We start from the raw sequence: 22,982 nt of genomic DNA, 5'->3' as shown, positions 1-22,982 counted from the left end.
GGAGATAAAAGGGTTTAGCCGACCCACCTTCCCACCACGGGCCTGCCCTCATGGATTCCGGTCACATCGTAGGGCAGGTCGAGGTCGGAGACCAAGCTTATGGCCTTCTCCACCTCGTCCTCCCGGAGAAGGGCAAAGAGACCCCTGCCCAGCATTATCATGGAGCTGGGATTCCTGAGTACCCTATCAATCTCCCCCGCCAGCTCAAGGAGCTCACCGCTCAGGAGGCCGGTTCTCTCCGCGAACCCTCTCGCGAGGGTCATCATTCTCTCAGGCCTCGGTTCCAGGAGGAGCTTCTCAAGGGCCTCCTTCCCCTCGCGCTCTATGGTTCTCACGACATCGCCGTCCAGAACTTCTCTCGTTGATAGCCTTCCAAGGGGGACGACGAGGACTTTGTATCCCTCGAAGAACAGGTTGTCAACAACCCCGATTCCCGGGCCACCTGCCTTAACGCGAACCTCTATCCCACCGGCGAGCTGGGCTATCACATCCCCAAGGCCGCCCCTGTTGAGGACCTCATACTTGTGCGCTGTCTGAGCGGCCCTAAGCCACGTCCCGCCGAAGGTGTAGCTTAACGCTAAGGCCGTTCCCAGAGCGCCGCCGGCGCTGTTGCCGAAGCCGTACCCGTTCGGAAAATCGAAGTACTGCCAGATTTCAACCTCTCCGCGGAAATCCTCTGGAACGAGTTCATCCGCGACGGAGTAGCTTATGACTGCCCTCTTCTTCCCAACCGGCTCGCCGTTGAAGGCTATGTGTACGTGCCTCTCAAGGGAGCCCTCCTCGACGCTCGCGAAGACGTTGACACCCTTGTCGAGGTTCACGCCCGCACCAAGGGAGCCTGCTTTTAGAGGGTCATCGTGAAACACCGGGACGAAGAAAGCCGTTATGTGAGCCGGAACGAAAGCCCTGACGAGCACTCTCTCACCTCCGAGAAGAGGGTTGAACCTTTGCCTTTTAAAAGTGGCGAGAAAAGGAAAGGGAAAGCTCACTCCTCGGCCACGTAGACCGGCACCTTGCCGTGGGGTATGCCGTACTTCCTGCCGTACCACTCGCTGAGGAAGTACCAGGCTCCGACGAGGAGCACCAGACCAAGTGGCAGGAGGATCCACCAGGTGTGGACTCCGAGTCCGAAGAGGAGGTAGAGTATTATGCCGACGCCCGAGGCGGTCATCGCGTAGGGAACCTGGGTCGTGACGTGGTCTATGTGGTCGGAACCGCTGAACATAGAGCTCATGATTGTCGTATCGCTGATCGGGGAGCAGTGGTCGCCGAATATTCCTCCTGCGAAGACGGCACCGATTGCCGCGAAGACCTCCGGACCGAGGTAGCCGGTAACGCCGTAGGCGAGGGGTATCGCTATCGGCAGCATGATGCTGAAGGTTCCCCAGCTCGTTCCGGTCGTGAATGAGATGAACATCGAGATGAGGAACACTATCAGGGGCACCCAGCTTCCTGTAACGCCGGCGCTCTTGGCGAGGTCGACGATGTAGGGTGCGGTTCCAACGGCGTCGGTGGCGCTCTTGATGCTCCATGCCAGGAGGAGTATGGTGTTGGCAATAACCATCTGCTTCATGCCGCGGACTATCGCGTCCTCGGCCTCCTCAACCGTCATCTGCCTGGTGACGAGCACGAGGAAGAGGGCAACAACGACCATCGCGAAGCTTCCCCAGAGGAGCGCCAGTGCAGAGTCGGAGTTCCCGAGGACCCCCATCAGTCCGTCGGTGGCGTAGACCTCGCCCCCACCACCGGTGTACCACATGCCGTAGAGCGTGACGAAGATCAGCGTCAGTATGGGCCATATGAAGATGTGAACGCTTCCTCCTTCCTTGGGCATCCCCAGGTCGACTTCCGTTGTCATGAGGGGCCTGGCGCCGTCGCGGAGGACTTTGCCCTCCTTCCTTGCGCGCATCTCGGCCTGGAGCATGGCCCCGTAGTGCCTGTGGGTGAGCGCCACGATGAAGACGAGTATTATCGCGAGTATCGAGTAGAACCTGAAGGGAACGCTGTGGGCCCACGCACCATAGGCGCCCCCAACGGACGTCAGGTCAACGTTCAGCTTGCTGAAGGCGTCGCCGATGAGACCCACCTCGTAGCCTATCCAGGTCGAGACTATAGCCAGACCGGCGACCGGTGCGGCCGTTGAGTCGTCTATGTAGGCGAGCATCTCCCTCGAAACCCTTGTCCTGTCGGTGATGGGCCTCATGGTGTTTCCGACGATGATGGTGTTGGTGTAGTCGTCGAAGAAGATGAGCACGCCGAGGAGCCATCCCATCAGCGAGGCGCCGCGGCTGCTTTTAACCTTGCTCGCGAGGGCGCGGCCTATCGCGTATGCACCGCCGGACTTATAGATCAGCCCGACGCCGGCTCCAATGAGGAAGTCGAACAGCAGTATCTTGACGTTCCAGTCGTCGGTGGCGTTCGCCACTATCCAGTCGAGGGTCTGGGTGGTTCCAGTCACTGGGTTCCAGCCCGATACCATAACGCCGCCAATCCAGACACCGGCGAACAGCGCTAGGATAACCCTCTTCGTCCATATCGCCAGTATAATAGCCACCAGAGGTGGCAGCAGAGATAGTATACCGAAGTCCGACATGGTTTCACCCCCATTAAATATCATGCCTTGAAATCTTGGGTGGAATATAAGCTTTCCTGAATACTTTTTGACATAATGACATATTTTCGAAAATTTCGTGGTCCCCTTCCATGCATTTGAACCGTATTTCCTGCATCTCAGTGAATATTAGTGTACCTCTGCATTAATGCATACTCTCAAGTACAATAATGCTCACCAATTCCATAAAAATCTTTCCCAGAAAAAGCTTCAGGAGACAGCGTCTCGGGCTTAAAAAACGCCAAGTAGGGAAGACTCACTCGGAAGAGTAATTGAAAGTGGAACAGCCTCATGGAGAGCCCTTGATAAGCTCTTTCAACCTCTGAAAATCCTTCCTCAGCTCTTCCTTCAGCGGGGGACGGTATAGGGCCACTGCCGGATGATACATCGGCATTATGACGAATCTCCCGAAAAGGGTGTTTGCCTCGAAAGTTTTTCCGTGGATTTTGCTTATCGGCTCGGCTTCGAAGCCAAACTTCTCAAGGATATAGCGCATCGAGTGCCTGCCGAGCGGGACTATGACCTTCGGCCTGATGATGTCAATCTGCCTGTCGAGGTAGGAGGAGCAGGCCCTGATCTCCTCATCGGTGGGGTCGCGGTTTTCTGGGGGACGGCACTTCACGATGTTGGTGATGTAGACCTCTTCCCTGGTGAGGCCTATCTCAGCCAAAAGCTCATCGAGAACTTTACCGGCTCTCCCAACGAAGGGGAGGCCCTTTTGATCTTCCCAGTACCCCGGTGCTTCCCCGACGAACATGATTTTTGCATCGTAGCTTCCCGAACCGGGCACGGCGTTCGTTCTGAGCTGGCCGAGCGGGCACTTCTGGCACGCCCTAATCCGCTCCTCAAGCTTTCTCATTGCCTCTTCCCTGCCCATGAAAACACCTCATCTCTTGAGTGCGAGGGTCTTCTGGCTCAGGTAGGCTTTGAGGAACTCGACCCATGCCGTATAGTAGCCCTTCTCGTACTCGTCCCTGAACTCGTGTTCAAGAATGGATTCAAAGTGCCCAAGGAGCTTCTCGGCCTTTTCCCTGTCGTGCTCGTTTATCAGCTGGACTATGAGTGCATCTGTGTCGTTGTCTTTCAGGGCGCTCATGAACCCGTTTATTGCCTTCCCGTAGCCCCTGCCCCACTCATCGGAGCCGGCCATCTTCTGGAGCTTTTCCAGGTGCGCCTTTGCCTTTGTGAAGTCCCTCCTCAGCAGGGCGCGGAGGAACATTTCCATCCTCATCTCTCTCGCAGGCATCTCACCACCGGACTAAGTTTGAGGGTCTGTTTTTAACCTTACCTTTTTTCCTCTCGAAAACCCCACCATCCATGACAGGTCAGCTCTCTACCCAAGTATGGGGCATAGATATGCAGGAAAATCTTCATATTTACGCAAAAGTTTTTATATCCTGAAGCGAAATAAAACCCAGCAAAAGGAGTGGAAATGAGGGGTGAATGGATATGGCAGAGAGCGTTGGTGAAGTGCCCAGCGGCGAAAAGGAATTCGACCAGCTGACGAGGAGGATCAGGGATATAGTCGAGTTTCCGGAGATCAGCGAGGAGGAGTTCGAGGAGATGCTTAGGAAGGCCAGCAGGGCTTACGGTGGACATCTGCCCCACAGGACGTACTCCCTCTGCCCGGAAACCAGAAGGGTCGTTCCGGCAGTCGTCTGGGAGAAGGACGGTATGGTGTGGATAACGAAGCGCTGTCCGGAAGGTATGATAACCGACCTCTACTATGAGGATGTTGAACAGTACTACCGGTTCCAGCGGTGGAAGTTTGACTTCAAGCTTATGAGTGCCAACGTTGACGCCTCGGGCGTCAACTGCCCCCTCGACTGCGGTCTCTGCGCTAGGCATCGCTCCCACACCAGCCTGCTCAACATAGTTCTCACCAACCGCTGCAATCTGAGCTGCTGGTACTGCTTCTTCTATGCCAAGGAGGGCCAGCCGATATACGAGCCAACCCTTGAGCAGATAAGGATGATGCTCCGCAATGCAAAGAAGGAGCACCCCATCGGGGCAAACGCCGTTCAGCTCACCGGAGGCGAGCCGACCCTCCGCGAGGACCTCATAGAGATAATCAGGATCGCCAAGGAGGAAGGCTACGACCACGTCCAGCTCAACACGGACGGAATAAAGCTCGCCTTCGAGCCGGAGCTGGTCAAAGAGATACGCAAGGCAGGGGTCAACGTGCTGTACCTCAGCTACGACGGAATGACCCCCCAGACCAACTGGAAGAACCACTGGGAGATACCGCTCATCTTTGAGAACGTGAGGAAGGCCAGCGGGCCAGGAATAGTCCTCGTGCCGACCACCATAAGGAACGTCAACGATCACGAGCTCGGGGCGATAATCAACTTCGGCCTCAACCACCTCGACATCGTCCGCGGTGTAAACTTCCAGCCGATTTCCCTCGTAGGGAGGGTTCCGAAGAAGGAGCGCCAGCGCTTTAGAATAACCATACCGGGCGCGATAAAGAGGATAGAGGAGCAGACCCACGGTGCCATAGCCAGGGAGGACTGGTATCCGATTCCGATAGCGGGGCATATAGCCAGGTTCTTTGAGGCGTTCTCGGGCAGTAAGTACTACATGACCAGCCACTACGGCTGCGGTGCCGCCACCTACGTCTTCCTGGACAGGGAGAAGAAGAGGGTCGTCCCGATTGGAAGGTTCCTTGATGTGGAAGGCTTCGTTGAGTACCTGGAGAGCAAGGCGGAGGAGATAGAGGGCTGGAAGAGCATGGGCAGGCTCCACAAACTCAAGCTCGGCGCCGAGATATTCATGAAGTTCAAGAGCTTCTACGACGAGAAGTACGCCCCCGAAGGGCTCGGTGTCCTCGACCTCATAAAGAACGCCTTTGTCCACGGCAACTACGACGCCCTCGGAAAGTTCCACCTCAACGCACTCTTCCTGGGAATGATGCACTTCATGGACGAGTACAACTACGACGTCGAGAGGGTTGAGCGCTGCGTCATCCACTACGCCATGCCGGACGGAAGGATAGTGCCCTTCTGTACCTTCAACGTGATCCCGGAGCTCTACAGGGACAAGGTGCAGGCCCAGTTCAGCTACACCTGGGAGGAGTGGAAGGCGCTCCATCCTGACTGGGAGTACCGGAAGGACAAGTACATCAGAACGAAGGAGTTCGTTGAGCGGATGAAGAACAGCGAGCTCTACAGGAAGACCTACGTCGACATCGAGGACTACCTCGGAGTCATGGAAAAGGCGTGAGGTGGTCGAGATGAGCGTCAGCCCGGACAAGATGCTCACGGTGCTCAGCTTCAGGTTCGGGAACATAGACTGGGAGAAGGCCACTGCAAAGCAGTACGAGCTCCTGAAGGACGAAAGGATATGGAGGGCGTTCCTCAACGGCTACGCCAAAAACGGCTTCGTGGTATTCGATGAGGATGCACTACCCAGGGAGGAGCTTCTAGAGAAGCTGAAAGAGCTGGAACCGGAGATAATCGGAGAGGAGCGCATAGCCGTAAGGGAGCTCGTGGAATCCAGCTACTCCTGGAACAACATCCTGGGAAGCATGGAATCATAAAAGGAAAAGGCTCAGCGGAGCTCTATTCTTACTTTTCCTTTCATGTCCTCTTTCTCCAGCTCGAAGCCCACGATTCCGCTGAAGGAGTCCAGCTCAAGGATGTTCTTGCCCGCCTTGACATCGAAGGTTTCCGCAACGGCCTCCCCCGCTGGAAGCGAAAGGTCGTATTCGTAGACGGTCAGCCTGTTGTCGTTGCTCAGGTAGAGAACCATCCTGGGCTCGCGGTAGCCGTCGAGGGGGACTCCTCCGAAGGTCCCACCGCCCAGCTTCCTCGCCATGCTAGGCAGTGACAGGGGCACTGAGAAGCTCACCGCCGGCGGCCTCTCCTGAATTATCTTCTCGTCGAGAACCACCACATCCCTGCTCCCCGTGTCAAAGGGCGTCGCCTCGGTTGAGCCCGTGTTCGGGGTGGTGTTGGTGGCAATAAGGAGCTTTCCGTCCACCTTTTCGATGCCCGTAACCCTCGCCCCGAAGGTTCCCACTATCTTTACCATCGGCGGTGCGATGTAGAGGAGAACGCTGGGCCCGGCTATCGTGTTGGTCGTCGCCCACGTCAGACTCCCGTCCGGCCGGTAGAGGACGTCGTGGTGGGCGTTGTAGGCCGTCAGTATTCCACCGCCGACGTTTATCGCGTTCACCCTGAAGGGGGCGTAGAAGGTGTAGAACTCGAAGAGACGGAAGAACCCGAAGTCCTCACCCATGAGGGGGTTGCCTGCTATTATCCCCCCACGGACGAAGGCAAAGGCCCTGTTGTAGGCACTCGCCAGTGGTCCGTATTCCGGCCTTATGTAAGGCCTTCCATCGACGCTGTCCCCGGGTTTAAACGCTTCCCATTTTCCGGTTATCAGGTCGAGGGCCCTTATCTCCCTCAGCCCTGCGGTGAAGTTGCTCCCGACCCCAAAGAAGGCTGCATCGTGAACCAGGGTCCCCTTGAGGGAGGGCTCGTGAATCAGGGCTTCCGCCTTCCCGGTTCTCCTATCGAGGGCATAGACACCGAGGTTCGCGTGCCCGTCTTCCCTCGCGAGCAGGAGCCTGTCGTTGTAGGGGTCGTAGAGTATATCGCTTACCTCCCCTGCCCAGTCGGTCTCGTGGTGGATGGAATCCTTCCAGAGGAGCTTTACAGTCCCCTCTTCGGTGTCGTAGACGTGGACGTGGGAGTACTTGTTGTGGAAGAGTATCCTTCGGTCCTCTCTGTAAACGGCCGGGGCGTGAACCCAGCCGCCGAAGTATATGAACTCGTCAACGGTCTCGACCGCGTTGTAGGTATCTCCACCGCTCGTCGGGGCATCGCCGAGAAGGGTGAAGTCGTAGGTCTTTTCCTCGCCGCTCTTCACGTCTATGAAGTGCGCCTCGGCCTCGAAGGCCAGCGTGAAGTAAAGCGTCCCATTGTGGTATTTCAGCCCGAATATGCCGCCGCTACCCCACTCCGGGCCGTACCTTGGGGGAAATCTATAGTCCCTGAGGAGCATGGTATCACCAGGGGTGTTACGCGGTGATGGCTTATTGGTCTTTCGCATGGGCCGGGACGCTTTTATATGCCCTTGCCGTAGGTTGAGACATGAAGGCCTACCGCGGACTGGCGATAATATTCGGCTTCTACGCACTGGGCGAGTTGGTAACATACATCCTCAACCTGACGGTTCCCGGAAGCGTTATGGGGATGCTCTTTCTCCTGGGTTCTCTGCTCGCGGGCCTCATCAAACTGGAGTGGGTGGAGGGGGAGGCGGAGCTATTCGTCAGGAACATGAGCGTCATGTTCGTTCCTCCCGGCGTGGGGATAGTGGCCTATCTCGGCCTCATAAGGAGCCAGGCCGTTCCGATATTCGTCGCCCTGGTTCTGAGCTTTCTGATTACGCTCGTCGTAACGGCGAAGACCGTCGAGTTCCTCAGGAGGGGGGAGAAATGAACCCGCTCGGGATAACGCTCACGCTGGTGGTTTTCTACCTGTTCTCGGAGCTCCACTCCAGAAGGAGAGCCTTCTACACGAACCCGGTTCTCCTGTCCATAATCACGATAGCGGTTATCCTCAGGGGGTTCGGAATCCCCTACGGGAGCTATATGGGCAGTGCGGTTATACTCAAGTTCCTGCTCGGGCCGGCGGTGGTGAGCCTGGCCGTCCCGGTCTACAAGGGCAGAGCAACAATAAAGGCCTACGCAAGGGAGATAGGGCTCGGAATAGCCACCGGCGGGACGGTCGCAATCCTGAGCGCGTTCTACATTGCCAGACTCCTTGGCGGGAGCGAGGAAGTCCTCCTCAGCATAGCCCCGAAGAGCGTTACCACCGCCATTGCGATCGGCATAAGCGAAAAGATAGGGGGCATTCCAGCCCTAACCGCGGTTCTCGTGATACTCACGGGGCTCCTCGGCAACGCCTTCGCCCCGGAGCTGCTCGGCCTCATCCGGGTCAGGGACAGAATAGCGAGGGGCCTCGCAACTGGCGTCAGCTCCCACGGCCTCGGAACCGCGAGGATAATACTGGAGGACGAGCTCGCCGGGGCTGTCAGCGGTCTGGCCATGGCCCTGAACGGTGTCTTCACGTCCCTACTGCTTCCCCACCTCATCGAACTCCTCAAGTAGGCACTCGCTTATCCTGAGCCTGTCCCTGGCGTCAAGGAAGAGTGTGAAGTCTCTCTTTGCCAGCCTGTCTTCGACAGGCGCGTGCTCCACGAGAAAGGCTATTATCTCCGCCGTGCTGTAGGGGACCTTGATCTTCAGCTCGTCGGCCTTTCTGAAAAGTTTCACCGGCACGGTGAATATGTCCTCCCCCTTCCGCACCTCAACGCTTATCTTCGAGTTTATCTGCTCCCATATGAGGAGCGTGTTCCTGGCCTTCTCGACCTTTTCAAGGGCCCGTCTCTCAAGGATGCTTATGTTGGCCCTGCTCGTCCCCAGCATCTCGGCTATCTCGCTCTGCTTCAGGCCCCTGGCCCGCAGACGGAGTATCCTAATCTGCTGCTCGGTGAGGAAGCTCTTCGAGGGCATTTTAAACACCAAAGTTTAACACGGTGCTGAAGATTAAAAAGTTTTTCTCAAAAAGCCGGGCAGAAACCGTCGAATCACCAGAAGAGCCCGTACACCGAGATAGAGCCCTCGAACGAGAAAGAACCACAGGTTCAAAGCTCTCAGAAAAGTCCGTAAAATTCTGGTGGTCCCGCGGCCCGGATTTGAACCGGGGACCTGCGGATCTACAGTCCGCCGCCGCTCCCAGGCTAGGCTACCGCGGGACCCTACAGGCAGCCCGTTCCATAATCCCCCGGGTAGGTTTATAAATTTTTCTCCCGAGGTAATTGGGGTGGGAACATGAGGCTCTACGAACCTGTTACACTCGCCATGCCGCTCGCGAAGGGAATAGGGGAGTTCATAATGCGCGAGGGCAGGTTGCCGGACGGTGACGAGCTCCGCGGGATGCTGAAAAGTCTCGGAATGGAGGAGAGCTGTCTCGACCGGGGGTTGGCCCTCTACAGGAGCAGGTTCCTCATAGCCCTCGCTTTCCCACGGGGGGAGACGCTGGTGGTTGACGTCATCTCCTCCAGCGGCGAGCTCAGCGATGCGCTGGAGGTCATAGCCTACAACGACAAAAAGCTCGGGGCGTTCGTCGTGGAGATCCTCCCGACCAACGACCTCGAATACGAGGGAAACATAGGCATCGAACCGATAATCATAGACGGGAAAACCCTTGAACTGGAGAGCAACCCGGTCTTAGGGCACTTCGAGGAGGATGAAGATGGGCTCTTCCTCGTCATAGCCCGCGAGACGTACGAGCGGTGGAGGGGCGAGGGTGACGTTCACACCTGCCCCGTCTGCGGCGGGGAGCTCGCCTGGAAGGGGGAGAAGGCCCGCTGTCAGGACTGCGGCTACGGTGTGAGGGTAAAAGGTTAAGTACCAAGAGAAAGAACCATTCCCAGGGGAGTGTGATGATAGTAAAGTTTGACGTGTATTTCGATGGGGAGTACTGGTGTGCCAGAGGAATTAACGAGGACATTTTCACTCAGGGAAAAACCCTAGATGAGTTGATGGAAAACCTCCAGGAGGCTGTGGAGCTTCATTTCGAGGAGGAGATCGAGAGAGGAGAGAAAATAATTGTCATGACGCTCTCGGAGTTTGAGGTGTCCAGAGTTGAGCAAACTGCCAGTAGTTAGCGGCGAGAAGTTGATAAAACTCCTCAAAAGGCTTGGATACACCGTTGTAAGACAGCGCGGAAGCCACGTCAGACTTGAGAAAAGAACCCCGCTGGGAACGCATAAGATAACGATTCCGTATCATGACGAGATAGCCAAAGGAACCCTCAAAGACATCCTTAACAAAGTATCCCTCTGGAACGGGATTCCCCGTGAGGAATTGATTGAGATTCTCAAAAAGCTTTGAGGTGAAACCATGAGCAGGACAATCAAAACCCAGCTTGTTAAATACTCCAGACTGGCCCACGAGAGGGGACTTACCGCCGCCTTTGGCGGAAACCTGAGCATCAGGAAGGGAAACCTCGTCTTCATCAAGGCCACGGGGGCTGTGATGGACGACATGACTCGGGAGCAGGTGGCCGTTATAGACATGAACGGGAGACAGATTTCGGGCGTCAGGCCTTCCTCCGAGTACAGGCTTCACCTGGCCGTGTACAGGAGCCGGCCGGACGTCAAAGCCATAGCGCACCTCCATCCCCCCTATGCAATAGCCGCAACATCCCTAATCGACTGGGAGCTGCCGATAATGACCCCCGAAGCGGAGATATACCTGAAGAGAATCCCGATAGCCCCGTTCCGACCTGCAGGAACCCAGGAGCTGGCCGATGTCGTGGCGGATGCCATACTCCAGTCGGACGCTGTAATAATGGAGCGGCACGGCATAGTGACCGTCGGAAGAACCTTGCGGGAGGCGTTCTACAAGGCCGAACTGGTGGAGGAGAGCGCGAAGCTCTGGCATCTGGGCAGAAAATAGCCCTTTTTTTATCCACCCGAAAGCGCAGGAAATGAGCGTAAAAAGAAAACGCTCACTTGACCTGCTCAAGGGCACCGAGGACCTCCCAGATGATCGTCCTCGTGTGCATCGGCATGTTCGGGTCCTCGCTTATCTCCTCAAGGATGGCTATCGCATCGGCGGCCCTGACGGCCGGCTCCTTGCTCTCGTCGAGGAGGGCCTCTATGGCCTGCTCGGCGGCGCGCCTTATGTTCCTGGGGACAACGGTGTCCTGGACGACCTGCTCCTTGAGAACCTGCACGATCTGGCCGATGAGCTCGCTCATTCTATCACCCCCTTTTCTAAAGAATTGTTACTAAAATCTCCTCGGGTTATCTTAAGCTTTCCTAACTAAAAAACTTTTCGGTCAACGTCGAAACCTGGCGAGAAATAGAGCGTGGAGTCAGAACTCCACGCCCCTCCTGGCGAGGATACCCCTCTGGTAGGGGTGCTTTATCTCCCTCATCTCGGTGACGTAGTCCGCTAATTTGAACAGCTCCTCTGGGCAGTAGCGGCCGGTTAAGACCAGTTCGGTGTGGGGCGCTCTGTTCCTGATGAGCTCCTCAACCTCCTTGACGTCGAGCATTCCGAAACCGAGGGCGACGCAGATTTCGTCGAGAACTACTAAATCCCATTCGCCGCTTGAGACGACCTCCTTCGCGCGCTCCAGGGCCTTCTTCGCCGCCTCTATGTCGTCCGGTTCAGGTTTCCCGTGGACGAACTTAGGTAAACCGAAGGACTCTATGACCGCGCCGCACTCAGCTATCTTCTTCTGCTCGCCGTACACATTGGGAGCCTTCATGAACTGGAGGATGATGACCTTTCCTCCCGAGCCGAGCATCCTGACGGCCAGACCAAAGGCGGCCGTCGTCTTCCCCTTTCCGTTGCCGGTGTAGATGTGCACCAAGCCGAGCTTGTCTTTCCATGCCATCTTGACTTCACCGGATGGATATAATTGCCAGGGTTTTAAAGAGTGTTGGATCTCTAAGACAGGTTCATAAGGGAGTAACATCCATAAAACCTCCACCCCATGCCCAGAAGTAAACGTTATATATTCCGTATGGTCACAGATTATGGGTTTTGAACCATGCGGGGGTATTCAGATTACACTGAAGCCGACACCAGAAGTAAGCTGATTGACCCAAAGCTCCACGAGAGCGGATGGGATGAAGATAAAATCAGGCGAGAGTACGTTATCTCTGTGGGCAGAATCCTCAACAATGACGGAAGCAGGACGTCTCCCAAGAGGGCAGACTACGTTCTATTCTACCCGAACTTCCAGGGACATATAATAGCCGTTGTGGAGGCAAAAAAGGCAAGTGGGGATCCATACTTAGGGCTGGAGCAGGCGAAAGGGTATGCAAAAGCCCTCGATGCCCCTTTCGCATACGCCACCAATGGGCTGAAGATAGTTGAGTATGACTTCTTCACAAAGCAGACCAGAGAACTGGATGAGTTCCCTGAACCGAAAGAACTATGGGAGAAATACACAAAGAGAAAAGGCCTCGACGAGGCAATAAAACGGGTGAAATCAAACCCCCTCGAAGTCCCGTTCTATATTCGCGACAAAAAGCCCCGCTATTATCAGGAAGTCGCCGTTAGGCGTGCAATCGAAGAGATACTCCTCGGGAGAAAGCGTCTGCTCCTGACCATGGCGACTGGGAGTGGAAAGACGTTCGTCGCGTTTCAGATAGCGTGGAAGCTCTACAAGAGCGGCTTTTTGAAGAAGATACTCTTTGTGGTAGATAGGGTCTACCTGAGAGGGCAGGCGTACAACGCATTTGAGGCATTTGGAAACGCTCGCTGGGAGCTCAAGGGGGACAACATAAACTTTGCCAAGGATGTTTATTTCGCCACTTATCAGACCCTGTACTCTGAGAAAAACGGTAAGAGGGTCTACCAGCATTTTGATCCAGACTACTTCGACCTCGTCATAATAGACGAGTGCCACCGCTCCGGATGGAAACGGTGGCACGACATCCTGAAGTACTTTGGGAATGCCATACACCTCGGCTTGACGGCAACGCCCAAGAGGAGCGATAACGTGGACGTTTATCGCTACTTTGGAGAGCCAGTCTATGAATACACGCTCGCCCAGGGGATAGAAGACGGCTATCTTGCCCCGCCCGAGGAAATCATAAGAGTGTACACCAATGTGGACAAGAAGGGCAGAATAACCTTCAAAGAGCTCAAGAGCGCAGGCGTTCAGCTTGAGATACCCGAAGGAGCCGAGCTAAAGGAATATTATACATCGGAGGAGTTCGAAAAAACCATAATCCTGCTGGACAGGACGAGGGCGATAGTTGAATGGATAGCGAAGTTCCTTGAGGACACAGACCCATTCGCCAAAACCGTTATTTTCTGCCCAACTCAGAGGCACGCGAGAGAAGTTGCGGCACTTCTCAACAACTATTTCAACCCAAAGTTCCGCGTTGACAACTACGCCTATCCGATAATCTCGGACGACCCTGAAGCCCACAGGGTCTTGAAGAACAGCTTTGCAAACGCGGAGGAGATGTTTCCAGCTGTGGCAACGACCGTTGACGTGTTGAGCACGGGGATAGACGTTCCGCCGATAAGAAACATAATCTTCCTGAAGCATGTGGGCTCAAAGGTCGAGTTCCATCAGATAATCGGAAGAGCCTCAAGGCTGTACGACAGAACCCGAAAGTTCACCTTTAGGATAATAGACTTTACAGGAGCAACGAGGCTGTTCGACAGCTGGGACGTTCCGAAGTTCAAACCGGATAGAGACCGGCCGACGGACTGGTATCTTAACATGCTCATAGTTGATGATGAAACCCTAAAACCCGTGAAGGGTGCCGACGTTGTGGTTCACGTTAAGCCCGGGAAGCCCGTTCATGTGGTCGCGGACGACGATGGGAGGATTTTTCTGAGCAACGTTCCGAGGGAGGCGGTACTCGTCGACATAAGGGCGAGCGGGTACAGGCCAAAGAAAACCTACGTCTCGACATTTCCAAGACCGGATAACCAAGCCACGGTAACGCTCAGGAAGCTGAAGCCGGAAAACAAGGCACCGATAACGGTTAGGGGTATCAACGTCTACATCCAGGAGGAGAACAAGATAAAGATAGAAATCAGAGGCAACAGGGTTCTTGAGGCGGAGTACGTGAAGTACACCAAAGAGCAGGTAAGGAGAAGAATAGCCAGCCTGGCCGACCTCAAGAAGATCTGGCTGGACAGAAAAGCGAGGCTCAGATTTAAGGAAGACCTGAAAAAAGCGGGCATAGACCTCAAGTTGCTCTCGCTCATCGAGAAGGTTCCAGAGGCGGATGAGTTCGACCTGCTGGCGAACCTCCTCTTCGACGCTCCCATAGTTTCGAGGGACGAGAGGGCGCACCTGTTCCTTGAGCTGAAGAGGGAGTTCATGAACAAGTTCGGTGAGAAGGGCAGGGAAATAATACTCGACCTCATAGACCACTACCGCCTCTACGGCCTGAGCGAGATTGAAGACCCAAGGGTTTTTGAACTTCCAGAGTTCAAGGCCTACGGCGGGCTGAAGGGCATAGCCAGAATCTTTGGCGGAGGGAAAGGTCTCCGCAAAGTTCTGGAAGAGATTGAAAAGGGCCTGTACGCTGATTTAATGGAGGGATGATGAATGGAGAGGCAGACCTTAGCCAATAGAATCGAACACATCTACGAGATAATGCGAGCCGAAGGGCTTTCAATTCTCGATTACGTTGAACAGCTCTCATGGATGCTTTTCCTTAAAATCCTGAGCGATAGGGAAGAGGAGAGAAAGCTTGAGGCCGAGCTGAGGGGTGAGCGGTACAGCCCGGTGATAAAGGAGGAGTACCTCTTCCACAACTGGCCGAAGCGCTTCGGCGTTGACAGCCTGGGGAGGGTAAAGGACGTAAAGGCCTTCTACGACTTCATAGCGAACGAGCTCTGGCCGTATCTCAGCTCCCTCGGCGGGAGCGACGAGCTGAACAAGATAGGGGAGATATTCTCCAACGTGACCCTTAAAGTCCACGACCCCCACAACCTGCTTGAGATATTCCAAAACATCGAGGACATAAGGACCGACGAGGAAGACACGCAGATAATGTCCCAGCTCTACGAGGAGACCCTGATGCTCATGGGCCGCGAAGGAGGGGCGGCCGGCGAGTACTACACCCCCAGGCCCATCGTCAGGTTCATGGTTAAGGTCGTCGATCCAAAAATTGGCGAGAGTGTCTTCGACCCATTCTGCGGTTCGGGTGGCTTTTTGGTTGAGGCCTACAACCATATGTACGAACAGGCCAAAACCGTTGAAGACCTCAGGAAGCTGGAGAAGGCCTTCCACGGCCAGGAACTCAAGGCCCAGCCCTATTTAATAGCCAACATGAACACGCTTTTGCACGGGGTCAATGCGAAGCTCGTGAAGACCGACACCTTCAGCGAGGACCTGCACAATCCGGGCGAGCTCTACGACGTAATACTCACGAACCCACCATTTGGGGGTAAAATAAAGGAATCCAACCTCCAAAACTTAATCGTTAGAACCCGCTCGACCGAGCTGGCGGCGCTCCAATACGTAATGAGAAAGGTGAAGCCCGGGGGCAGGGTGGGCATAGTCCTGCCGGACGGGGTTCTTTCCAACGTTACCAAGGCCTACGTGAGGGTTAGAAAAGACCTCCTTGAGAAGAACAACGTCTTCGCGATAGTCAGCCTCCCCCAGGGAGCCTTCGCCAACATCTCGCCCAAGGGCGGAACTGGGCCAAAAACCAGTTTGCTCTTCTTCGAGCGCGGAAAACCCACGAAGGAAATCTGGTACTACGAGCTCGTCCCGCCCAACGGAAAGAACTACACGAGGGCGAACCCGATTAGGGATGAAGACCTCAAAGACGCACTCGAAAAGTTCGAGGCGTGGAGGAAGTACCTCGAAACCGGCGACGAGGAGTGGAAGAAGAAAGCCCTCTCCGAGAACTCGTGGGTGGTGAGCATAGACGAGGTTAAGGAGAGGGACTACGATTTGAGCGCAAGGAACCCGAACAGGAGGCTAACGATAGAGTACCCAGCGCCCGAAGAGATTATAGCAAGCCTTGAGGAGAAAGAGAAGAGGATAAGCGAGCTTTTAAGGGAAATCAAATCCGTCCTCGGTGAGAAGCCATGAGGGAGAAGCCACTCACGGAGTTCATGAGTTCGAAGAAGACCCAGCCGAAAAAGGAAAACTCCAAGTCAAGGGGGCTCAAAGGCCCCTGGGAGCTCCCGGAAGGCTGGAGATGGGTGAGGCTTGGGGACTTAGGAAAGTTTGAATATGGTTATACAGCCTCAGCAACGAATAAAAACACAGGAGTAAAATTCCTGAGAATAACTGACATTGATGAAAACGGAAAAATAAACTGGCTGAAGGTTCCATTTTGCGAGATTTCTGAAAGAGATTTTGAAAAATATCATCTAGAGGTAGGGGATTTGTTATTTGCAAGAATTGGAGCAACCACAGGGAAGGCAACATACATTGATCAAGAGGTAGATGCTGTTTTTGCTTCATATCTAATCAGGCTGAAAGTCACAAAACCTGAAATATTCCCCAAGTTTGTGTTTTATTTCGCTCAAACACCCTATTATTGGGTAAATATCAGAGAGGAAATGGGAGATAAACTTAGGAAAGGCATAAATGCTAAGGAACTTTCCCGCATTCTTACCCCCATCCCTCCTCTCTCCGAACAAAAACGCATCGTCGCCAAGCTCGACGAGGTGAGCAGGCGCCTTGAGGAGGCAAAGAGGCTCGCGAGGGAAGCGAGGGAGGAAGCGGAAAGGCTGATGGCCTCAGCTCTGCACGAGGTCTTCTCGAAGGCGGAGGAGCGGGGATGGGAGTGGAAAAAGATTGAAAAAGTAGCCGGAATTCGGGGAAACGCAGGGGTAAAGAAAAAGCTCTCTCAATTTGACAGTATCGCGTTTATCCCAATGGAACTGATACCCGAAAACGGGATTTTTGCACGCTATGAAATCAGAGAACCAGCAAATATTAAGAGTTATTCTTATTCTGAACCGGGAGATATCCTCTTAGCCAAAATAACACCATCATTCGAGAACGGAAAGCAGGGGATGGTACCTGAAAATGTCCCAAATGGCTTTGCACTGGCGACAACCGAAGTTTATCCAATATACATAAAAGATACCAATTCACTAGACAGAATGTATCTCTTCTACATCCTGAGAAGCAAGTACGCGAGAAAAACCCTCGAAGACCAAATGCTTGGAACAACAGGAAGACAAAGAGTACCTAAAGAAGCCGTGCTGAAACTTAAAATCCCCCTCCCGCCCCTCGAAGAACAAAAGCGCATTGTCGCCTACCTCGATTCAATTAGCGAGCGCGCCCAGAGGCTGGTAAAGCTCTACGAGGAGCGTGAAAAAGAGTTAGAAAGACTCTTTCCCGCGATACTCGACAGGGCGTTTAGAGGTGAGTTATGAAGTTGACAACAAAAAGAGCCTTTCTAAATACTGTGATAGCACTCGTGGGAATAATAGGCGGAGGGGTGTTTGGAGTCTATTATGGGAATATCCTGGTGTCTGCCTTGATAATTTTCGTGACTTTTGTTTTGCTTTTTGGATTGTACTATCTCTTCGAGCAAAGTTCTGAGACCTCCAATCAAACTTGGCTTAACGAAAAAGAGAGATATGAAAAACAAATCAAACAGCTGGAACAAGACAAAGAAACTCTTCAGAAGAGAGCCAAGCACTTAGAGAAGTTAAATGAACAGCTGAAGGAGTTACAAGAGCTGTTTTATATTCTCGTACGTTATGGAAAAGTTTCAGTCAGTGACATAACGAAGAGATGGGAGAAGAAATACGGTAAGGACTCCGCTTTTATAGTTTATGAGAAGGGTAGGGGCTTTAATCTAAAACGCGATACGAAGAAGAGAGGCTACCTTCTTGAAAAACTACCAAAGGCCCAGGGTATTGAGCTAAGTGACGAAAATAAGAGCACTATTTGGAGGCTCCTTCAAGATGTCCTTATGAACAAATCTCCGTTTTCAGAGTTCTTAAAGGAGGAGTATGGCAGGTTTTCTGCTCCCCTATTTAAAAGTAGTCCTCCAGAACCCTTCCATTTGATAGTGTTTCCACAGGAACTTCGAATTTCTCCCAAAGACTTAGCTAGAGTCTTCCAAGAAGAATACCTCAACTATGCCAACAAGCTTAAGAAAAAGCTCAAGGCAGAACTTAACCGTATAATGTTGAATTTGCCAAATAGTCAAGAAAAGGAGGTAATTCAAGCGATTATAAAAGATTTCGAGCAATGGGATCCCGCAGAAGGCGTCTTAATAGTCTTCCCATTTTCTGCTGCTGAAATCCCGTTTGGAAAGTTCAGCGAGGAAGCACTAAGCCTTCTCGAAAAGTACCACCCTCGTAGCCTTGAGACTATCAAGGAAGAGCTAACGAAGACCATACTCAGGAATCTCACGCTCTCGGCGTTTCTGGAATACGCTAAATTGCCTCCCCATAAAATTCAGGAGCTTGAAGAACATGAAGACGAAATCAAGGCAAAGCTAGGAATAAAACAGTGGGGAGAGCTGTTTAAAGTCGCCCCCAACCTAATTCAAGATGTATTCTCCCAATACAACATTACCGAAGAAGAACTCGAACGAATCCTGAATGCAGTTGAGAGAATTACCGAGATAACTGAGCGCCCCGATAGGATTATTAGGAGGTGAGCTCTAATTCCCGGAGCAAACTACGGCTTTGCCCGGGCCATTGGCGGGGCAGTCACAGGTTTTATCACCACTAAAATAGTCCGGGCCTTCGCCTACAGCTTCGGACTCCCATGGATGTCCTTTTTATTTAACGTCTTTTCCATCTTCATGACGGTTGGCCTGATAGACGTAATGCCCTTCTGGTCATTCTCCTACCTGATGGGCTGGCTCATTGGCCTGATTTACATCGGCCCAATATTCCTAAGCCTTCCCGAGCTCCTCCTCTACCTTGGAATAACGCTCTTAGTGCTCTACTGGAAGTTCAGTGGTTGATAAACCGACAAATCAGAAGCCAAAAATCTGACAGAAATTTAACGACGATACGGATAAGGTATATTTATTCCGCAAAAAGACGTACTTTAGGCCAAAACGGAGGAACGCCTATGACACATCTTTACATCGTCCTCGACGAGGCAGGAGACTTAGGTTTTTCAGCAGGCAGCAGTCAGTACTTCGTTATGGGTGCCATCATACTCAAAGCAGATGACGTGAAAAAAGCAAGGAGGATCCCCAAGAAGGCAAGAGGGAAACTCGGCAAGAAGAAAAAAGACATCCCTGAGCTAAAGGCCTCGAAGAGCGACGATAAAATAAGAAGATTCATTCTTAATGAACTCTTCAAATGCCCTAGTGCTCATATAGCGGCCGTTTATGTGAACAAGAAAAACACCTACGACTACATCAAAAACAACCGCTCCCAAAAGGCCACTCACTACAACTACATCGCGAGGGTTCTAATAGTGGACTCACTGAAACTGTATCTTGGCAGAATCGGATACACGCCGGACAAAGCGCTAACAGTCGAGGTGTACCTCGACCACTATCACACCACGAAATTTAGAAAGAAAAACTTGGAAGAGTACATACAAAAGATGATAACCGAAGCCATACTCTATGGGGTGAAAGTGACCGTTCACCAGAAGGATTCACGGGCAGAACCTCTCATCCAAGTGGCGGATTTCGTTGTTAACGCGTTCTACAGGAGGCTCGACGGCAGAGAGGACTTCATTAAGAAGTTTGAAGATGCCGGAAAAGTCCTGAAGTTTAAGCAGATTTACTGAAACCAAACGAGAAGTAGGAATCGGCCCCCGGGCCGCCATTTGCGCGTACCTCAAGGTACGCGGCGGACACCGGGACTTACCCTCATCTCCGTTTATACTTCTGTGTAAACTTCTTTTAAATGTTAGTGCCCAAACTTGGCCATGTGGGGACACAAAGCGATATTAAGCCGGACGAACCAACTCCAACTGGTGAACCCTCATGACTCACTGGCTCTGCATCACCACTCGTGACAACTGGGAGGTTGTCAAAAAGAGGAACGTCTGGGGTGTCGCTAAGAGACACAGGAACACCATCGCCAAGGTTAAACCAGGTGATAAGCTCGTCTTCTACGTCAAGCAGGAGCGGAAGAACAAAGAGATTCTCGAACCAAAAATCTTCGGCATTTTCGAGGTTGTAAGCGAGCCTTACACCGACTCAACAAAGATATTCAAGAGCCCACCACACCTCAACGAGACTTACCCGCTCAGGATTAAGATCAAGCCAGTTAAACTCGGCGAGCTCGACTTCAAGCCTCTCATCCCAAAGCTCAGCTTCATCACCAACAAGAAGCGCTGGAGCGGCCACCTGATGGGCAAGGCAATGAGAGAAATCCCGGAGGAGGACTACAAACTGATCGAAGTTCTGCTCTGACTTTTCATTTTGAACAACAATCTCGAATTTTTTGATGGTTGTTATTCATCCTCGGTATTGTAGCCGAGGAAGCGAACCCCATTCAGGAGTATGGCCACAGTTACCGGACAAAGATTGATCACAGTCTGTGACCGCTCTGAGAGGCTGCTTGCTAAAAAAGGATGCATACCTCAAAGTTATACCCTCTAATGCCGGATTTCTCATAGAAACTACCGCATATTTAAGCCCCACTTTTCTTTTTGACGCCCGAAGGGCGTCGTATTTGAGGGACTGCTTTTGGTTTGGCTAATTAACGAGAATTCCATACTAAAGATTAGCTTTTTGTTAGATGCACACTGGAAGAGGCGCTTGAAAAGCGGTCACGAACCTTGATCAAACTTCGCGAAGGCGAAGTTCTGGGGGTGTGGGGGCGTTAGCCCCCCGGAGAATTAAGGAGTAAGGAAGGTGGGGAAACGTAGTTTCCCAGGTTTTTAGAGAAAACGGGGTTGTGGGGCAAAGCCCCACTCCGAGGGTTTGAGAGTACAGGAAGCTTTTGAAAAAAGCTTCACCAAAAGAACTCCCTTCCTGCTGAACTGGCAGAGAATCAAGCGTGCACTCTAAACTTGCCTATGAAAACGGGTTTAACATCCAACTCTGGACTTTTTGTGAGTTTCACTTTTCTTCTGGCGTCCTCTGGACGCCTTGTTGGGAGTAGAACCTCGTAAGAGTGGCAGTTAGAGAGTAAACCCGAGGAAAATAAGCACTTTAGAATTGCACGCTATCTTTCCGTCAACGCTTCGTGGGAAGCGAAGCTTCCCGACGTGTTGAGACGAAAGTCTCAACATGCGCCAGCAAAGGGTTGATGTGATGGGGCCAGGGCCGGGATTTGAACCCGGGCTAGGGGATCCACAGTCCCCTGTGCTAACCAGGCTACACCACCCTGGCCATTTCCAGCTAAACCTTTTGGGTTAGCTTTATAAAGTTTTCGACAGAAGGGTGTGAAAGAGGGAGCTGAGACCTTTTACATACCATAACTGAAAGCTGGGGAGAGATTTAGCGGGACAGCCGGCTTTGGGAGGTTTAGATATGAAGGCAAAGCGCGAAGCACTCACCAGCCTCTTCACGGCGATGAGAGAGGGAAAGGTTGACGGGGACATAATCGACCTCCTCCTGCTCATAAACTCCATCGATGGCATCTACACGACCTCCTCCTGCTCCGGCAGGATTGGAATCATCGAGGAGCCGGCCCTAGGAGCGAAGCCGCTTTCAAGATGGCTCATCAAAGTCCACCGCCCGATTGGGTTTGAAGAGGCTAGGAAAGCCCTGGGAAACGCCGAGAGAGGCCTCATCTTCCTCAAGAGCCAGCCGCCGATATTCCACGTCGTTGCCGAAGACATCGAGAAAGCGAAGAGGCTCCACGAGCTCGGCCTGGCTTCAGGCTTCAAGTACACCACCTTCAAGGTAATCTCAAAGAGATACCTCGTCGAGATAAACGCCACCGAGTACCTAACCGCGCCCCTCGGGAGGGACGGAAGGATTTTAATCGACGATGAATACCTCCGCTTTGCCGTCGAGCTTGGCAACGACATGCTGAGAAGGAGCAAGGGGCGCTTACCGCGCCTGGAGAGAAGCTTCAGAAAGCTGAGAGAAGAGTTCGGTGAAGATGAGCTGTTCTACGAACTGGCAGAGGAACACGGAACAGAAGGAAAATGGGGGCTACCATAGTTCAGCGGCTTTCGTTCCACTCCGGGTTTCCATATTTCTCCTCTATCAGCTTCTCCGCAAGCTGAAGCTCGTAGTCCGTTAGTTCGCCCTCGACAAGTTCAAAGGCAGCCCCGAATTTGTCCCTGAGAAGTTCGTAGGCCTCCCAGCGGCTAAGCTTTACCCCCTCGCGCTCCAGAGTTGTAACACGCTCCCAGATGCTCGAAACACCCTTGTCGGCCAGCTTTGCCTTGGAGACCCGCAGAACCCTTCCGAGTATCTCGACGCGGGTGGAGTACATGAAGGTGCCGTGCTGAAGGATTACCCCCTTCCTCCTCGTCTGTGCGGAGCCGCTGATCTTTTTCCCGTTGGCGACGACGTCGTTGAGGCCGGAGAAGCCGGCATCGAGGTCGAGCTCTTTCAGAGCATCAACGAGAGGACCCGCGAGATAGCGGTAGCTCGTCTCAACGTTTTTGAGCATGGGGTGTAAATCCTCGCCGACGATCACCGAGTAGGTTATCTCGCCGAACTCGTCGTGGAACACCGAACCGCCGCCGGTTATTCTCCTTACGACTGGGATGCCGAGCCGCTTGGCTTCCTCAAGGTTGACGTCGTGGACGACGCTCTGGAATCTCCCAATGGTTACCGAGCTCGGCGAGAAGGCGTAGAGCCTGACCGTGTCTGGGGCTTTTCCCTCGATTCTGGCGCGCATTATCGCCTCGTCTATGGCCATCTGAACCTCGGGCCGGGCAACTATAAGCGGAATGAACCTCATGACATCACCAAGGTTAAAAGGTCGTGAGCGTTTTTAAGTCCA

General features: G+C 53.2%; 25 protein-coding genes and 2 tRNA genes. 16 read left to right on the top strand and 11 right to left on the bottom strand.

What is annotated here, in order from left to right; translation table 11 throughout:
- Nucleotides 1-14: 14 nt before the first annotated feature.
- The 4 genes from NUS69_RS09865 to NUS69_RS09850 all read right to left on the bottom strand — a co-directional run bounded on the left by NUS69_RS09865 (nucleotide 15) and on the right by NUS69_RS09850 (nucleotide 3,857).
- Nucleotides 15-917: a pantoate kinase gene (locus tag NUS69_RS09865; RefSeq protein ID WP_258083592.1), complete on the bottom strand. Its 903-nt coding sequence runs from the start codon at nucleotides 915-917 to the stop codon at nucleotides 15-17.
- 68 nt (nucleotides 918-985) lie between these two features.
- Nucleotides 986-2,593 carry a Na+/H+ antiporter NhaC family protein gene (locus NUS69_RS09860; protein WP_258083591.1) on the bottom strand — a complete coding sequence of 536 codons (1,608 nt, stop codon included), beginning with the start codon at nucleotides 2,591-2,593 and terminating at the stop codon, nucleotides 986-988.
- 307 nt (nucleotides 2,594-2,900) lie between these two features.
- Nucleotides 2,901-3,488, bottom strand: a complete 588-nt coding sequence (udg, locus tag NUS69_RS09855; protein WP_258083590.1) for a type-4 uracil-DNA glycosylase — start codon at nucleotides 3,486-3,488, stop codon at nucleotides 2,901-2,903.
- A gap of 9 nt (nucleotides 3,489-3,497) precedes the next feature.
- Nucleotides 3,498-3,857: a hypothetical protein gene (locus NUS69_RS09850; protein ID WP_258083589.1), complete on the bottom strand. Its 360-nt coding sequence runs from the start codon at nucleotides 3,855-3,857 to the stop codon at nucleotides 3,498-3,500.
- A 203-nt stretch (nucleotides 3,858-4,060) separates the two neighbouring features.
- Between NUS69_RS09850 and tes the strand changes: the two genes are divergently transcribed.
- Both tes and NUS69_RS09840 read left to right on the top strand, forming a co-directional pair.
- Nucleotides 4,061-5,833, top strand: coding sequence for a tetraether lipid synthase Tes (tes, locus tag NUS69_RS09845; protein WP_258083588.1), 1,773 nt, complete (start codon nucleotides 4,061-4,063; stop codon nucleotides 5,831-5,833).
- Nucleotides 5,834-5,843: 10 nt separating this feature from the next.
- The gene (locus NUS69_RS09840; protein WP_258083587.1) at nucleotides 5,844-6,149 is read left to right on the top strand and encodes a DUF3213 domain-containing protein; all 306 of its coding nucleotides are present in this window, start codon (nucleotides 5,844-5,846) and stop codon (nucleotides 6,147-6,149) included.
- A gap of 11 nt (nucleotides 6,150-6,160) precedes the next feature.
- On the opposite strand, the gene NUS69_RS09835 is transcribed toward NUS69_RS09840, so the two are convergent.
- On the bottom strand, nucleotides 6,161-7,618 hold the full coding sequence (locus NUS69_RS09835) for a DUF2139 domain-containing protein (protein WP_258083586.1): 1,458 nt from the start codon (nucleotides 7,616-7,618) through the stop codon (nucleotides 6,161-6,163).
- 89 nt (nucleotides 7,619-7,707) lie between these two features.
- Here NUS69_RS09835 and NUS69_RS09830 point away from each other — a divergent pair, with 89 nt between their 5' ends.
- Both NUS69_RS09830 and NUS69_RS09825 read left to right on the top strand, forming a co-directional pair.
- The gene (locus NUS69_RS09830; protein WP_258083585.1) at nucleotides 7,708-8,055 is read left to right on the top strand and encodes a CidA/LrgA family protein; all 348 of its coding nucleotides are present in this window, start codon (nucleotides 7,708-7,710) and stop codon (nucleotides 8,053-8,055) included.
- Nucleotides 8,052-8,726, top strand: coding sequence for a CidB/LrgB family autolysis modulator (locus tag NUS69_RS09825; protein WP_258083584.1), 675 nt, complete (start codon nucleotides 8,052-8,054; stop codon nucleotides 8,724-8,726). The genes NUS69_RS09830 and NUS69_RS09825 overlap by 4 nt, the downstream gene beginning before the upstream one ends.
- On the opposite strand, the gene NUS69_RS09820 is transcribed toward NUS69_RS09825, so the two are convergent.
- A complete protein-coding gene (locus NUS69_RS09820; protein ID WP_258085086.1) occupies nucleotides 8,691-9,131 on the bottom strand; it encodes a Tfx family DNA-binding protein in 441 nt (146 codons plus the stop codon). The two genes, NUS69_RS09825 and NUS69_RS09820, sit on opposite strands and share 36 nt — an antisense overlap.
- Nucleotides 9,132-9,295: 164 nt before the next feature.
- A tRNA-Tyr gene (locus tag NUS69_RS09815) sits at nucleotides 9,296-9,373 on the bottom strand.
- A gap of 76 nt (nucleotides 9,374-9,449) precedes the next feature.
- Here NUS69_RS09815 and NUS69_RS09810 point away from each other — a divergent pair.
- Genes NUS69_RS09810 through NUS69_RS09795 form a run of 4 tightly spaced genes read left to right on the top strand, consistent with a single transcriptional unit; the run spans nucleotide 9,450 to nucleotide 11,081 of the window.
- A complete protein-coding gene (locus NUS69_RS09810; protein ID WP_258083583.1) occupies nucleotides 9,450-10,028 on the top strand; it encodes a hypothetical protein in 579 nt (192 codons plus the stop codon).
- A gap of 35 nt (nucleotides 10,029-10,063) precedes the next feature.
- The gene (locus tag NUS69_RS09805; protein ID WP_258083582.1) at nucleotides 10,064-10,288 is read left to right on the top strand and encodes a type II toxin-antitoxin system HicB family antitoxin; all 225 of its coding nucleotides are present in this window, start codon (nucleotides 10,064-10,066) and stop codon (nucleotides 10,286-10,288) included.
- Nucleotides 10,266-10,514 carry a type II toxin-antitoxin system HicA family toxin gene (locus NUS69_RS09800; RefSeq protein ID WP_258083581.1) on the top strand — a complete coding sequence of 83 codons (249 nt, stop codon included), beginning with the start codon at nucleotides 10,266-10,268 and terminating at the stop codon, nucleotides 10,512-10,514. The genes NUS69_RS09805 and NUS69_RS09800 overlap by 23 nt, the downstream gene beginning before the upstream one ends.
- A 9-nt stretch (nucleotides 10,515-10,523) precedes the next feature.
- Nucleotides 10,524-11,081 (top strand): aldolase, encoded by a 558-nt coding sequence (locus NUS69_RS09795; protein ID WP_258083580.1) that lies wholly within the window; start codon nucleotides 10,524-10,526, stop codon nucleotides 11,079-11,081.
- A gap of 52 nt (nucleotides 11,082-11,133) precedes the next feature.
- Here NUS69_RS09795 and NUS69_RS09790 read toward each other — a convergent pair whose 3' ends face one another.
- Nucleotides 11,134-11,385, bottom strand: coding sequence for a UPF0147 family protein (locus NUS69_RS09790; RefSeq protein ID WP_014013138.1), 252 nt, complete (start codon nucleotides 11,383-11,385; stop codon nucleotides 11,134-11,136).
- A gap of 117 nt (nucleotides 11,386-11,502) precedes the next feature.
- Nucleotides 11,503-12,030, bottom strand: a complete 528-nt coding sequence (gene cobO / locus NUS69_RS09785; RefSeq protein WP_258083579.1) for a cob(I)yrinic acid a,c-diamide adenosyltransferase — start codon at nucleotides 12,028-12,030, stop codon at nucleotides 11,503-11,505.
- Between the two features lie 156 nt (nucleotides 12,031-12,186).
- Here cobO and hsdR point away from each other — a divergent pair, with 156 nt between their 5' ends.
- The 7 genes from hsdR to NUS69_RS09750 all read left to right on the top strand — a co-directional run bounded on the left by hsdR (nucleotide 12,187) and on the right by NUS69_RS09750 (nucleotide 20,485).
- Nucleotides 12,187-14,715 (top strand): EcoAI/FtnUII family type I restriction enzme subunit R, encoded by a 2,529-nt coding sequence (gene hsdR, locus NUS69_RS09780; protein WP_258083578.1) that lies wholly within the window; start codon nucleotides 12,187-12,189, stop codon nucleotides 14,713-14,715.
- Between the two features lie 3 nt (nucleotides 14,716-14,718).
- The gene (locus tag NUS69_RS09775) at nucleotides 14,719-16,215 is read left to right on the top strand and encodes a class I SAM-dependent DNA methyltransferase (RefSeq protein ID WP_258083577.1); all 1,497 of its coding nucleotides are present in this window, start codon (nucleotides 14,719-14,721) and stop codon (nucleotides 16,213-16,215) included.
- Nucleotides 16,212-17,516 (top strand): restriction endonuclease subunit S, encoded by a 1,305-nt coding sequence (locus tag NUS69_RS09770; protein WP_258083576.1) that lies wholly within the window; start codon nucleotides 16,212-16,214, stop codon nucleotides 17,514-17,516. Before NUS69_RS09775 ends, NUS69_RS09770 begins: the two co-directional genes overlap by 4 nt.
- Nucleotides 17,513-18,757, top strand: coding sequence for a hypothetical protein (locus NUS69_RS09765; RefSeq protein ID WP_258083575.1), 1,245 nt, complete (start codon nucleotides 17,513-17,515; stop codon nucleotides 18,755-18,757). Before NUS69_RS09770 ends, NUS69_RS09765 begins: the two co-directional genes overlap by 4 nt.
- A 147-nt stretch (nucleotides 18,758-18,904) precedes the next feature.
- Nucleotides 18,905-19,069, top strand: a complete 165-nt coding sequence (locus NUS69_RS09760; RefSeq protein WP_258083574.1) for a hypothetical protein — start codon at nucleotides 18,905-18,907, stop codon at nucleotides 19,067-19,069.
- 110 nt (nucleotides 19,070-19,179) lie between these two features.
- The gene (locus tag NUS69_RS09755; protein WP_258083573.1) at nucleotides 19,180-19,854 is read left to right on the top strand and encodes a DUF3800 domain-containing protein; all 675 of its coding nucleotides are present in this window, start codon (nucleotides 19,180-19,182) and stop codon (nucleotides 19,852-19,854) included.
- 199 nt (nucleotides 19,855-20,053) lie between these two features.
- On the top strand, nucleotides 20,054-20,485 hold the full coding sequence (locus NUS69_RS09750) for an EVE domain-containing protein (protein WP_258083572.1): 432 nt from the start codon (nucleotides 20,054-20,056) through the stop codon (nucleotides 20,483-20,485).
- A gap of 847 nt (nucleotides 20,486-21,332) precedes the next feature.
- On the opposite strand, the gene NUS69_RS09745 is transcribed toward NUS69_RS09750, so the two are convergent.
- A tRNA-His gene (locus NUS69_RS09745) sits at nucleotides 21,333-21,409 on the bottom strand.
- Nucleotides 21,410-21,550: 141 nt separating this feature from the next.
- Here NUS69_RS09745 and taw3 point away from each other — a divergent pair.
- A complete protein-coding gene (gene taw3 / locus NUS69_RS09740) occupies nucleotides 21,551-22,189 on the top strand; it encodes a tRNA(Phe) 7-((3-amino-3-carboxypropyl)-4-demethylwyosine(37)-N(4))-methyltransferase Taw3 (protein WP_258083571.1) in 639 nt (212 codons plus the stop codon).
- A gap of 1 nt (nucleotide 22,190) precedes the next feature.
- On the opposite strand, the gene NUS69_RS09735 is transcribed toward taw3, so the two are convergent.
- Entirely contained in the window at nucleotides 22,191-22,940 is a 750-nt protein-coding gene (locus NUS69_RS09735; protein ID WP_258083570.1) for a lipoate--protein ligase family protein, read from the bottom strand.
- Between the last annotated feature and the right edge of the window lie 42 nt (nucleotides 22,941-22,982).

Origin of the sequence: Thermococcus thermotolerans (assembly GCF_024707485.1) — an archaeon.
Lineage (GTDB): Archaea > Methanobacteriota_B > Thermococci > Thermococcales > Thermococcaceae > Thermococcus > Thermococcus thermotolerans.
Note: the sequence above shows the minus strand (reverse complement) of the source record. Positions and strands in the feature narration are given on the sequence as shown.